Below are 12,564 nucleotides of genomic sequence, written 5' to 3'. Positions count from 1 at the left end.
CTGTAGCTAATGAGCCCAACGGTAAGCTACAGCCGCGTACCTGAGCAAGCGGGAGCGAGGATGGGCGATCACAGCGCGCGGACCCGGCGGCGTGGCGAAGAGCTCATCAACGCCATCCACACGGCGGTCCTGGAAGAAGTGGCCGAAGTCGGCGTGGGCCGGCTGACCATGGACGGCATCGGCAAGCGGGCGGCGACGCCCCGCACCACGCTCTACCGCCGCTGGTCCGACCCCGTCGAGGTGCTGCTGGACGCGCTCCACGCCCTGCATCCGGTCGAGGAGCCGACGCCCGGTGCCGACGACCTGCGCGGCGACCTGATCCGCGCCCTCCGGCTCATGGTGGACTGGATGCTCAGCCCGGCCGGCCGCGCCGTCGCGGCCATCCTCACCGACCCCCGGCGCACCCCGGAGATCTCCGAGGCGCTGTTCGAGCGGGTCTTCGCCGAGCGCGGCGGCACGTTCACCAGCACCATCCTGAGCCACTACGCCGAACGCGGCCATTTCCGCGCCGAGTTGCTCACCCCGGTCGTGGCCGACATCGGCGAGGCCCTGGTCACCAAGCGCATGATCGACGCCGCCGTCCCACCCGACGACGCCGACCTGGCGGCCATCGTCGACCAGGCCATCCTGCCCGCGATCGGCCTCGGCAGGACGGGCGCGTAGAGCCTCCGGCCATCGCGGAACGAACCTTTCCGCTTTGCCTCCTAGTGTCGAGCTCGTTGCCGCTGACCGCACATGGAGGTTTCCGTGATCAAGCCTTTCCGCATCGAGATCCCCCAGGCCGATCTGGACGATCTGCGCACCCGCCTGACGGGTACGCGCTGGCCCAGGCGACTGCCCGGCGCCGAGTGGAGCCGAGGGGTGCCGGTGTCGTATCTGCGGGACCTGGTGGCGTACTGGGCCGACGGCTACGACTGGCGCGCCTTCGAGGCCAGGTTCAACGAGTTCCCGCAGTTCACCACCGAGATCGACGGCCAGGTCGTGCACTTCTTCCACGTGCGCTCCGCCAAGGAGGACGCGCTGCCGCTGATCATCACGCATAGCTGGCCGAACTCGATCGCCGAGTTCGCCGACCTGCTGGGCCCGCTGTCGGAGCACTTCCACGTGGTGGCGCCCTCCCTGCCCGGATTCGGCTTCTCGGCCTTTCCCGAACCCGCCGACGAGCGTCCGTGGAGTGCCGAGCGGGTCGCCCGCACCTGGGCGGAGCTGATGGACCGGCTCGGCTACGAGCGCTACGGCGCGCACGGCAACGACGCCGGCGCCCTCGTCTCTCCCCAGCTCGGCGCCCTGTTCCCGGACAACGTCGTCGGCGTGCACATCACGGGCGGCATCGGCCTGCCCACCGGCGACCCGGCCGAGCTCGAGGGCCTGACGGAGGAGGAGAAGGAGAGCCTGTCGTGGGTCTCCGAGATGCTGAGCGGCACGGGCGGGAGCGGCTATGCGCCCTATCTGGCGGCCAGGCCCCAGACGCTCGGCTTCGGCTGGGCGGACTCGCCGGTGGCGCAGCTCGCCTACCTCGTGGAGAGGTTCAAGGAGTTCGACGGCTGGCAGCCCGGGAGCGAGCCCATCGACCGTGATCTCGTGCTCACGAACGCGAGCCTGTACTGGCTGACCAACACGGGCGGCTCATCGTCGTGGACCTACTACGACGGCGCCGCCGGCATGCCGATCGACCAGAGCGCCGTGCCGACGGGCGTGTCACACGGCGGGTCCCCGGTGTTCCGGCGGATCGCCGAGCGCGGGAACGACGTGGTCCACTGGCAGGACCTCGACCACCCCAGCCACATGCTCGCGATGGCCGCCCCCGGCCCGCTGGCGGCCGACATCACGGCCTTCTTCGCCAAGCTCGGTCACGGCGCGACGAAGCGCTGATAGGCGGCGGGCGGCAGGCCCACCACGGCGGCGAAGTCGCGGGTGAGGTGGGCCTGGTCGGCATAGCCGAGCTCGGTCGCCAGCTCCGCCAGGTCGAGGCCGTCTCGTACGCGCTCCGCGGCCTCGTGCAGGCGGAAACGGCGGATGACCCATTTCGGGCCGACCCCGACGTATTCCTGGAACAGGCGCTGGAGCGAGCGCACGGACGTGCCGGCCACGGCGGCGAGCCGCCCCACCCTGGTGAGCGTCTGGTCGGCCTCCACCGCGGCCACCAGCGCGGCGGCCTCGTCGATCAGCGGGTCGGGCGCCGGCCGCCGGTCGAGGAGGAACGCCTCGACCAGGCGCATGGCCTCCTCGTCCGGCGCCGCCTGGACCTGCCGCCACAGGGTGGCGCCCGCCGTGCCGAACATGTCGGGCAGGGACACGAAACGGCCGGTCAGCGCCGACACGGGGCCGTCCGTGAACGGGCGGAAGCCGCCCGGCCTGAACCGCAGCCCCACCACCCGCCCGCGGCCCTCCAGCGTGCAGGAGAACTCTCCCGGGATCACGCCGGCGATCCTGGCGAACTCCTCGGTGACGGTCAGGTTCACGATGGGGTGGGAGATCAGCCTCTGCGTGAACGGCTCCGCCAGGTCCCACGAGCTGATCCAGAAGTGCTCGGCGAACGGGGCCAGCTCCGGCGCGACCGTGTGCCGGCGGTGGTCGAAACTCGCGCGCACGGGATCGATCCAGCCCCGCTGGCGCGTTTCTACAAGACTCCGCCCGGCGTCTCCGGCAAGCTCGTGACCCATGCATGACATGATGACGCAGGCCGCCGGGCGTACGGCGGCGGTGGTCGCCGGAGTGCGCGAAGAGCAGTTCGGGCTGCGCACGCCCTGCGCCGAGTTCGACGTCAAGGCGCTGATCAACCACCTGGAGTGGGTGGCGGACCTGTTCGCGTCGCTGGCGGCCAAGGGCCCGATGGTGGAGCAGCGCGAATACGCGGGCGACTTCCCCGAGCGGGTGCGGCGGATGCTGGCCGCGTGGGAGCCCGAGCAGGCGTGGGAGGGCGAAAGCCCCGGCATGGGGCTGCCGATGCGCGCGGTGGCCACGATGGCGCTGTTCGACCTGGTCGTCCACGGCTGGGATCTGGCCAGGGCCACGGGCGCGCCCTTCCAGGCCGAGCCGGAGACGGTGAAGGCGCTGCTGGGCTTCGCCGCGCAGATGACGCCGACGGGCAGGCAGCGGGGCATCTTCGCCGAGGCCGTGGCGGTCGGCCCCGGCGCGACGGAGCTCGACCGGTTGCTGGCGATGGCCGGCCGTGACCCGGAGTGGGCTCCCGACCGGAGTGCGTGAAAGTTTCACGGTCTTCCGAAGCGGATGGTGCGGGGCCGTTGACGGGGCGGCAATGGGCAAGGAGGATCGGGATCGCTCCATTGGGAGCGCTCCCACCCCCTAAGGACCTCCATGACCCGACGCCGGGCCGCCTTACTGGCCCTCCTCACCATGGTCGCCCTGTTCCCCGCCACGGCCGCCCAGGCCGCCGACGAGGGACCCGAGCAGATCGTGAACGGCACCTTCGACGCCGGCACCGCCCCCTGGTGGGGCACCGCCAACCTGACCCTCGCCGTGGACGACGGCCGGCTCTGCGCCGACATCCCGGGCGGCACCACCAACCCCTGGGACGTCATCATCGGCCAGGACAACCTCCCCCTGGTGGAGGGCGAAAGCTACGCCTACAGGTTCTTCGCCGCCGCGACCCCGGCCAAGGTCGGCAGGGCCCTGATCCAGCTCCCCGTGGACCCCTGGACCCAGTACCTGTCGGCCGCACCGGAGATGAGCGTCTCGGGCAACGGCTACTCCTACACGTTCACCGCCCCCGTGTCGCTGCCGAACGCCCAGGTCGTCTTCCAGTTGGGCGGCAGCGCCGAGCCGTGGAGGTTCTGCATGGACGACGTGTCGCTCAAGGGCGGCGCCGAACCCGAGGTCTATGAGCCTGACACGGGCCCCCGCGTGCGCGTGAACATGGTCGGCTACCTCCCCGCGGGGCCGAAGAAGGCCACCGTGGTCACGACCGCGACCGAGGCCGTGGACTGGGAGCTCAAGAACGCCGCGAAGGAGACGGTCGCGAGCGGCCGGACCACCCCCAGAGGCGTGGACGCCAGCTCGGGCCAGAACGTGCACACGCTCGACTTCGGCTCCTACCGCCGGCCGGGCAAGGACTACACGGTGAGCGCGGACGGCGAGACGAGCAGGCCGTTCGACATCGCCGCCGACCTCTACGACCGGCTTCCGGTGGACGCGCTGAAGTTCTACTACACCCAGCGCAGCGGCATCGAGATCCTCGACAGCCTCAGGCCGGGCTACGGCAGACCGGCCGGCCACGCCGGCGTCGCGCCGAACCAGGGTGACGTGAGCGTGCCGTGCCAGCCGGGCGTCTGCGACTACTCGCTGAACGTCAAGGGCGGCTGGTACGACGCCGGCGACCATGGCAAGTACGTCGTCAACGGCGGCATCTCGGTCCACCAGCTCATGGCCACGTACGAGCGGGACAAGGCCGCCTTCAAGGACCGGCAGCTCGACATCCCCGAGAGCGGCAACGGCACGCCGGACATCCTCGACGAGGCCCGCTGGGAGCAGGAGTTCCTGCTGAGCATGCAGGTGCCGGACGGCAAGCCGTACGCGGGCATGGCCCACCACAAGATCCACGACCAGAACTGGACCGGGCTCCCCCTGCTGCCGCACCTGGACCCGCAGCTTCGCGAGCTGCACCCGACGTCCACGGCCGCCACGCTCAACCTGGCCGCGACGGCGGCGCAGGCGGCCCGGCTGTTCGCCCCCTACGACGCCGCGTTCGCGGCCAGGAACCTCCAGGCGGCCCGCAGGGCGTGGGCGGCCGCCAAGGCCGAGCCGGCGCGCTACGCCGACCCCAACGACGGCAACGGCGGCGGCGCCTACAACGACGCGGACGTGAGCGACGAGTTCTACTGGGCGGCGGCGGAGCTGTTCATCACGACGGGCGAGAGGGAGTTCAGGGACTTCGTGCTGGCCTCGCCGCACCACACCGGCGACGTCTGGCGCGAGCGCGGCTTCGACTGGGGCAACACCGCCCAGCTCGGCCGTCTGGACCTGGCGACCGTGCCGAACGCGCTGCCCGGCCGGGCGCGGGTGCGGCAGTCGGTGGTCGAAGGGGCGGAGAAGTATCTGGCGATCCAGCGCGCGCACCCGTACGGGCTGCCCTACGATCCGCCGGACTTCGACTGGGGCTCGAACAACCTGGTGCTCAACAACATGGTCGTGATGGCCATCGCGTACGACCTGACCGGCCAGGAGAAGTACCGGGCCGCCGTACGCGAGGGCATGGACTACATCCTGGGCCGCAACGCGCTCAACCAGTCATACGTCACCGGCTATGGCGAGGTCGCCTCCAAGAACCAGCACAGCCGCTGGTACGCCCGCCAGCTCGACCCCGCCCTGCCCAACCCGCCGCGCGGCACCCTGGCCGGCGGCCCGAACTCCAGCATCCAGGACCCGCTCGCGCAGCGCCTGCTGCGGGGCTGCAAGCCGCAGTTCTGCTACATCGACCACATCGAGTCGTGGGCCACGAACGAGCTGACCATCAACTGGAACTCGCCCCTGACCTGGGTCTCGGCCTTCCTGGCCGACCCGGGCGAGCGGTCGGACTGCCGGGTGCGCTACTCGGCGCACGGCTCGGGCACGTTCGCCGCGCAGGTCGTGATCGAGAACACCGGCAGGCACACCGTTGACGGCTGGAGCCTGCGCTGGTCGTTCCTGAGCGGCCAGCGGGTCCGGCAGGACTGGGGCGCGGCGCTGTCGCAGTCCGGCTCGGTGGTGACGGCCAGGAGCCGAAGCAAGATCAGACCGGGCGGATCCGCGACGTTCGGCTTCACCGCCACGCACCCCGGAGGCCCCAACCCGGCTCCCGAGGTGTTCCATCTCGACGGAGCCCGCTGCAAGTAGGACGTGGTGACCCCTGGGCGTTGCGGACGCTCCGTTCAACGGAATACTGTCAGCCCCATGCCCAGGGGAACCTCAGAAGTCAGCGAGCCGATGTACTTCGTGCTCACCGCTCTCCGCGCGGGCCCGCTGCACGGACATGCGATCAGCAAGTCGATCAAGGAACTGTCGGGCGGGCGCGTCCAGCCGTCGGTCGGCACCCTCTACGGCATCCTGGAGCGCCTGAACGAGCGGGGCGTGATCACTGTGGACCGCGAGGAGACGGTCAACGGCCGCAACCGGCGCTACTTCAGGATCACCGACGAAGGCCAGGCGCTCGTGGAGGCCGAGGCCAGACGGATGCAGGAGGCCGCCTCGCTGGTCCTGCGCCCGTCCGGCGCATGACGGCCCTCGACCCCGCGGACTCCTCGCCCATGACGGCACTCGAACGGCGCTATCGCCGGCTGCTGCTGGTCTATCCGCGCGAATACCGCACGGCGCACGGCGACGAGCTGCTCGACGTCCTGCTGGAGTCGGCCGGCCCCGGCAGGACCGTCCCGGTGCTCAGGGAGGCGTGGGGCCTGCTCACGGGCGGCGTACGCAGCCGCGTCGTGCACCAGGCGACCGGCAGCGCCTGGGCGGACGGCCTGCACCTGGGCGTCACGGCCGTGGCGGCGGCGAACCTGGCGACGCTGCTGCCGTTCGCGCACGCGCTGCCGCTGTGGACGCTGGTCTCGGCGCTGGGGCTGCTGGCGATCCTGCGCGGGTGGATGCGCGCGGGGTTCGCGCTCACGCTGGCCGTCGGGGTCAAGGCGGTGGCGATCTCGGGCGGCTGGCAGCCGTTGGACCTGACCCTGCTGCCGGTCTACCCGGGCCCGCTCGGCGGGCCGCCCCTGTTCGGCAACAGCGACCCGTACGTGGTGGCCGGGTCCTACGCGGTCGTCCTGATCGGCCTGGCGGTGCTGGCCCCGCGACGGCGGGCGCGGGTCAGGTCGTGGTGGTGGTGGCCGGCGGTCGTGATCGCCGCGTGGGCCGGGCCGGAGTGGATGGAGGACGGGACGATCTTCACGATCAGCCTGAGCCGGATGACCGTGGAGGCCCTGATGTTCGGGCTGGCGGTGGCGGCCGGCTATCTGGCGCGCGACCACCGGTGGGCGCTGGCCGCCGGACTCTACCTGGCGGTGGTCTCGGGCGACCTGGCGATCCACTCGGAGGAGCTGACCAGGCAACATCTCGCCTACGCGGGCCTGCTGCTCCTGCTGACCCTGGCCGCCGCCTTCACCCCTCTCCGCCAGCGGCGGCACTGTCTGGATTGACCATACTTCATTCAACGGAGTATGGTCTCCCACCATGCTCAAGAGATCCCGCCTGGCTCTTGCCTTGTCGTTCTCCGTGGCCGTCCTCTGCGGCTGCGGGGGCGCCGCAGAGAGCGCACAGCCGACACCGGCAACGAGCACGACCGCGGTCAAGGACAAGAAGCACCGGTTCGAGTCCGTCAAGGCCGACTGCATGAAGCGGCAGGGCTTCAAGTACGTGGCGTACGTCAAGCCGGAAGAACAGGAGACCGAACAGGACCGCAAGGTCGCCTCGGGCGACTACGAGGCCATGCGGAAACACCGCGAGAAATACGGGTTCGGCGTCTTCTCCATGTTCGTCTACCCCAAAGAGCTGCGCGCCCCGGAGCACATGGGCGGAGAGGCCGTCCAGGACCCCAACATCAAGATCCAGACCAGCCTCTCACCGGCCCAGGACACGGCCTACCGCAAGGCCAAGGACACCTGTGTGGCGCAGGCGGGCAAGCAGGTCCTGGGCCTGACGCTGAAGTCGAACATGGACTACTTCAACAGCGTGACCCTCGCCCACAGGCAGGCCAAGACCAGGGAGCTGGACGGCGACGCCGAACTGGCGGAGCTGGCCGGCGTCATGGCCTCCTGCCTCAAGGGCAAGGGCGACACCGTCGGTGAGACCAAGCCGACGGTCATGGCCAGGCTCGGCGAGGACCGGTTCATGTTCGAGCTGGACAAGATCGGCAGGAGGCAGGACGACAAGGTGCCCGACGTCGCGCCGCCGCGCAAGCCGGGCAAGGGCATGCAGTTGCACATGCCGGACCTCACGCCCCAGGATGCCCGGCCGTACCTGGGCAAGGAGATCAAGGCGGCGCTCGACGACCTGGAGTGCGGCAAGGACTTCTACGCGATCTACCAGCCGCGGGTGTCGGCGCTCCAGCAGCAGATCAACGACCGGTACGCCTTCTGACGGCCATGGACACGAGACCCCTTCTGGCCCTCGCCGCGCTGACCGCCGCACTGACCGTCGCGCTCACCGCGTGCGGGCAGGCCACCGAAAGCGCCCAGCCCTCTCCGAGCGCGCCCGCCGCCGACGCCAGGCACCGGCTGGAGACGGCCAAGGCCGACTGCATGAAGCGGCAGGGCTTCAAGTACATCCCGTACGTGGCGCCCGAGAAGCCGCCGACCGAGGAGCAGCGCAGGCGCAACTCCGGCGATTACCCGGCAATGAAGAAATATCGCCAAAAATATGGATTCGGGGTGTTCGCGGCGCACGTCTACCCCAAGGAGATGAACCAGCCGGGCACCGAGCCTGCGGACAATCCCAACAAGAAGGTTCAGGGGCAGCTCTCCGGCGCGCAGCTCGGGTCGTACAAGAAGGCCGGCGACGTGTGCATGATCGCCGCCGCCAAGCAGGTGCTCGGCCTGGAGCTGAAGTCGTACGACGACTACTACGAGCAGATGAACGCGGCCGTCCAGCGCGCCGTGAACGAGCAGCTCGACAGCGACCCCAAGCTGGTGGAGCTGGCCGGGGCCATGGCCACGTGCCTGAAGGGCAAGGGCCACACGGTCGGCGACACCACGCCGAGCGCCATGTCAGGGCGCGGCCAGAAGGCCTTCCTCGCCCAGGAGGACAAGCTGGGCCGCGCGCAGGATCCCGACGTGCCCGACGTCGCGCCCTCGGTGAAGGACGGGAAGATCGCCATGTTCTACCCGCCGACCCTCACTCCCGAGGAGGCCCGGCCGTACCTGGACAAGGAGATCAAGGCGGCGCTCGACGACCTGGAGTGCGGCAAGGACTTCTACCCGGCCTACGAGCCGCGCTCGTTCGCGATCGACCGGCAGGTCTTCGACCGGTTCGGCATGTGACACCTCATGAGATCGTCACACAGAACGCTCGCCGGCGTGCTGACGGGCGTCGTGCTCATCGCGGGCGCGGGCTGGGCGGTGAGCACCCGCCTGCGCTCCCCCGCCGACGAGGCGGCCCGCCGCGCCGCGCCCGCCGCCTCACTCATCACGGCCACCGTCGAACGCCGCAAGCTCGTCAGCACCGTCGTGCTCAGCGGCACGCTCGAGTACGGCTCCCCGCTGCCGATCACCCTGGCCGGGGTGGTCGGCGGCACGTCGGAGATGCAGCGGGCCACCCGGGCGCCGCGCAAGGGCAGGATCAAGGAGGGCGCCGTGCTCATGGAGGTCAACGGCCGCCCCGTGTTCGCGCTGCGCGGCCAGGTGCCGATGCACCGCACGATCGCCCCCGGCGGCAGGGGGGACGACGTCGAGCAGTTGCAGCGGGCCCTGCGCCGGCTGGGCCACACCGCCCCGGTCTCGGGCGTGTTCGACCAGGCCACGGTCGCCGCCGTCACCAGGCTCTACGCCAGGAAGGGGTATGAGGCCCAGCAGCCGACGCTGACCGACCGGCAGACGTACGAGACGCTGCGCAAGGCCGTGCGGAGTGCCCAGGAGAGCCTCGCGACCGAGCAGCGGACCCTCGACCAGGGGCGCGACGTGCTGCCGCTGAAGGTCAGGCTGACCAACGCGCGAGCCGATCTCACGTCGGCCCGCGCCGCGCTCCAGGAGGCCGGGTCCCGGGAGTTCACGCCCGCGGACGAGACCAGGCTGGCGGCGGCCGACGCGGCCGTACGCGCGGCCGAGGAGAAGCTGCAGGAAGCCGAGCGGGCGCTCGATGAGGCCAGGACCAAACCGACGACCGCGCCCACGACCGCGCCCACGACCGGCCCGACGGGCACTCCCACGGCCGTTCCCACGCCGCCGGCGGCCACCGACACGAGCCTGCTGGAGCTGAAGGCCGACAACGCCAGGGCCGACCTGGCGGACGCCAGGCAGGCGCGCGAGCTGGCCCTGGAGGAGGCGCGCCAGGCCAGAGCCGCCAAGCTCGAAGAGCTGCGCAAGGCCGTGCGGACCGCGAAGGACGCGGTGGTCACCGCCGAGCAGGCGCTGCGCCAGGCCAGGCAGCTCTCCCCGTCGCGGCTGAAGGTGGCCGGCGCCAGGCAGGACGTGGCGGCGGCCAGGGCGATGCTGGCCGAGTACAGCCGCACGTACGGCGTGTCCGTGCCGCCCGGCGAGATCGTGTTCCTGCCGAAGCTGCCCGCCCGGGTGCGGAAGGTCTCGGTGAAGCCCGGCCAGCGCGTCGAGGACGAGGTCGCCACCGTGACCGGCTCGGCGTTCGTGGTCACCGGGTCGGTCGAGCCCGCCGAGTCGGAGCTGCTGCGCGCCGGCATGGACGCGACCATCGAGCTGGACACGGGCCGGTCGTACCCGGCCAGGCTCACCGCGATCGGCGACAAGGCCAAGGTGCCCGGCGCCGAGCAGCCCGTGGAGGGTGCCCAGCCGGTCCTGTTCACGCCGTCCTCGGCGAAGGGGCTGCGGACGGGCGCCGCGGTGACGGCGCGGGTGACGGTCGGCGCGACCGAGGAGCCGGTGCTGGTCGTGCCGGTGGCCGCGGTGATCACCTCGGCGGACGGCAAGGCCCGGGTACGGGTCGAGTACGCCACGGACAGGACCCAAGACGTCGAGGTGCGCACGGGCCTGACCGCCGACGGGAACGTCGAGGTCGCCGGCGCGCTCAAGGAGGGCGACCGGGTGGTGGTCAGCGGTGCCTGAGCCGGTCATCGAGCTGACCCGGGTCCGCAGGGAGTTCCCCGCGCGGCCGCCGGTCCGCGCGCTCGACGACGTCTCGCTGCGGGTGGGCCGGGGCGACTACCTGGCGATCGTGGGCCCTTCGGGCTCCGGCAAGTCCACGTTGCTGAACGTGCTGGGCCTGCTGGACCGCCCCGATTCCGGTGGTTACCGCCTCGACGGCACCGAGACCACCACGCTGCGGGACGGAGCCAGAACCCGGCTGCGCGGCGACCGGATCGGCTTCGTCTTCCAGTCCTTCCACCTGCTCTCCCACCGCAGTGTGGTGGAGAACGTCATGCTCGCCGAGGTCTACGGCGCGCAGGGGCGCAAGGGCAGGCGGGAGCGGGCCCTGGCGGCGCTGGGGCGAGTCGGCCTCGCTCACCGGGTCGGGTTCCCGCCCGACCGGCTGTCCGGGGGCGAGCGCCAGCGTACGGCCATCGCCAGAGCCCTCATGGCCACCCCGTCCCTGCTGCTCTGCGACGAGCCCACGGGCAACCTCGACAGCCGCAACACCGAGGCGGTGCTCGACCTGTTCGACGAGCTGCGGGAGCAGGGACTGACGATCGTGGTCATCACGCACGAGCAGGAGGTCAGCCGGCGCGCCGGGCGCCGGGTGCGGATCACCGACGGCGCGCTGGTGGAGGAGTGATGCACGTACGCGACCTCGTCGGCGAATCCGTCGCCGGCATGCTGGCCCGGCCCGTCCGCACGGCGCTCACCACGCTCGGGACCGTGCTCGGCATCACCACGCTGGTCGTCACGCTCGGCGTGGCCGCCACCGCGGGCAACCAGATCGTCGGCCGATTCGACGCGCTGGTGGCCACGGCCATCACCGTGGAGGTGCCGGAGAACCCCGACCGGCCGCTCGTGGAATGGGACGCGGTCGAGCGGCTGACCAGGCTACGCGGCGTCGAGTCCGCCGCCGCGGTGGCCGAGAGCGAGGAGGGCGCCAACCTGTCCGTGCGCTCCAACGACCTCGTGGACCCGGCCAGGGTCACCACGCACTCCCTGACCGTGCTGGCCGCCACGACCGGGCTGCCGGACGCGGCACGGGGCCGGATGGTGCGGGGCAGGTTCTACGACGCCGGGCACATCCGGCGGCGCGACCGGGTGGCGGTGATCGGCGACCAGGCGGCCAGGATGCTCGGCGTCACCCGGCTCGACCGGGCTCCGGCGATCTTCATCGGCAAGCACGCGTACACGGTGATCGGCATCCTCGGCGATCTGCGCCGCGAGCGGAACCTGAGCACCGCCGTGCTCGTGCCGCCCACCGTGGGGCGGCAGTTCGGGCTGGGCGACGTCACCAGGGTGCTGGTCAACACCAGCCTCGGCGCCACCGGGCTGATCACGGGGCAGGCCCCGGCCGCGCTCAGCCCCGGCAACGAGAGCCTGCTGCAGGTGGTCGCCCCGCCCAGCCCCACCCGGGCGAGGGACCAGGCGCAGGACGACGTCAACGCGCTGTTCCTGATCCTCGGCCTGGTCTCGCTGGTCGTCGGGGCGGTCGGCATCGCCAACGTCACGCTCGTCACCGTGATGGAGCGGGTGCCCGAGATCGGCCTGCGCCGCTCGCTGGGCGCGGCCAGACGGCACATCGCCGCCCAGTTCCTGCTGGAGTCCACGCTGATCGGACTCACCGGCGGCGTGATCGGCGCCGCCCTGGGCGTGGTCACCGTCGTCGCCGTCTCGGCCGCGAAACAGTGGACGCCGCTCCTCGACGCGCGGCTGGCGATCACCGCGCCGGTCGCCGGCGCCGTCGTGGGGCTGCTGGCCGGGCTCTACCCGGCGCTGCGCGCGGCCAGGATGGAGCCCGTGGACGCACTCAGGTGAGCCA

The 12,564-nt window shown here is 71.5% G+C and carries 12 protein-coding genes; 11 read left to right on the top strand and 1 reads right to left on the bottom strand.

The window, feature by feature from the left end; translation table 11 throughout:
- Positions 1 to 60: 60 nt before the first annotated feature.
- The gene (locus AB0I15_RS04775; RefSeq protein WP_358090178.1) at positions 61 to 663 is read left to right on the top strand and encodes a TetR-like C-terminal domain-containing protein; all 603 of its coding nucleotides are present in this window, start codon (positions 61 to 63) and stop codon (positions 661 to 663) included.
- Positions 664 to 747: 84 nt separating this feature from the next.
- Complete coding sequence (locus AB0I15_RS04770; RefSeq protein ID WP_358090175.1) at positions 748 to 1,872, top strand: epoxide hydrolase family protein; 1,125 nt, start codon at positions 748 to 750, stop codon at positions 1,870 to 1,872.
- Here AB0I15_RS04770 and AB0I15_RS04765 read toward each other — a convergent pair.
- A complete protein-coding gene (locus AB0I15_RS04765) occupies positions 1,851 to 2,663 on the bottom strand; it encodes a helix-turn-helix domain-containing protein (protein WP_358090172.1) in 813 nt (270 codons plus the stop codon). The two genes, AB0I15_RS04770 and AB0I15_RS04765, sit on opposite strands and share 22 nt — an antisense overlap.
- Here AB0I15_RS04765 and AB0I15_RS04760 point away from each other — a divergent pair.
- The 9 genes from AB0I15_RS04760 (at position 2,662) to AB0I15_RS04720 (ending at position 12,560) form a co-directional block, all read left to right on the top strand.
- On the top strand, positions 2,662 to 3,207 hold the full coding sequence (locus AB0I15_RS04760) for a TIGR03086 family metal-binding protein (protein WP_358090170.1): 546 nt from the start codon (positions 2,662 to 2,664) through the stop codon (positions 3,205 to 3,207). The genes AB0I15_RS04765 and AB0I15_RS04760 overlap by 2 nt on opposite strands.
- A 111-nt stretch (positions 3,208 to 3,318) precedes the next feature.
- Complete coding sequence (locus tag AB0I15_RS04755; protein WP_358090168.1) at positions 3,319 to 5,832, top strand: glycoside hydrolase family 9 protein; 2,514 nt, start codon at positions 3,319 to 3,321, stop codon at positions 5,830 to 5,832.
- A gap of 57 nt (positions 5,833 to 5,889) precedes the next feature.
- Complete coding sequence (locus AB0I15_RS04750) at positions 5,890 to 6,213, top strand: PadR family transcriptional regulator (RefSeq protein ID WP_358090165.1); 324 nt, start codon at positions 5,890 to 5,892, stop codon at positions 6,211 to 6,213.
- On the top strand, positions 6,210 to 7,124 hold the full coding sequence (locus AB0I15_RS04745; RefSeq protein ID WP_358090163.1) for a hypothetical protein: 915 nt from the start codon (positions 6,210 to 6,212) through the stop codon (positions 7,122 to 7,124). The genes AB0I15_RS04750 and AB0I15_RS04745 overlap by 4 nt, the downstream gene beginning before the upstream one ends.
- A gap of 34 nt (positions 7,125 to 7,158) precedes the next feature.
- Complete coding sequence (locus AB0I15_RS04740; protein ID WP_358090160.1) at positions 7,159 to 8,064, top strand: hypothetical protein; 906 nt, start codon at positions 7,159 to 7,161, stop codon at positions 8,062 to 8,064.
- Positions 8,065 to 8,069: 5 nt separating this feature from the next.
- Positions 8,070 to 8,963 (top strand): hypothetical protein, encoded by an 894-nt coding sequence (locus AB0I15_RS04735; protein ID WP_358090157.1) that lies wholly within the window; start codon positions 8,070 to 8,072, stop codon positions 8,961 to 8,963.
- 6 nt (positions 8,964 to 8,969) lie between these two features.
- Entirely contained in the window at positions 8,970 to 10,715 is a 1,746-nt protein-coding gene (locus AB0I15_RS04730; RefSeq protein WP_358090154.1) for a peptidoglycan-binding protein, read from the top strand.
- Entirely contained in the window at positions 10,708 to 11,382 is a 675-nt protein-coding gene (locus AB0I15_RS04725) for an ABC transporter ATP-binding protein (protein WP_358090151.1), read from the top strand. Before AB0I15_RS04730 ends, AB0I15_RS04725 begins: the two co-directional genes overlap by 8 nt.
- Positions 11,382 to 12,560, top strand: a complete 1,179-nt coding sequence (locus tag AB0I15_RS04720; RefSeq protein WP_358090149.1) for an ABC transporter permease — start codon at positions 11,382 to 11,384, stop codon at positions 12,558 to 12,560. The genes AB0I15_RS04725 and AB0I15_RS04720 overlap by 1 nt, the downstream gene beginning before the upstream one ends.
- The last annotated feature ends 4 nt before the right edge of the window (positions 12,561 to 12,564 follow it).

Source organism: Nonomuraea sp. NPDC050643, from assembly GCF_040654715.1.
GTDB lineage: Bacteria > Actinomycetota > Actinomycetes > Streptosporangiales > Streptosporangiaceae > Nonomuraea.
Note: the sequence above shows the minus strand (reverse complement) of the source record. Positions and strands in the feature narration are given on the sequence as shown.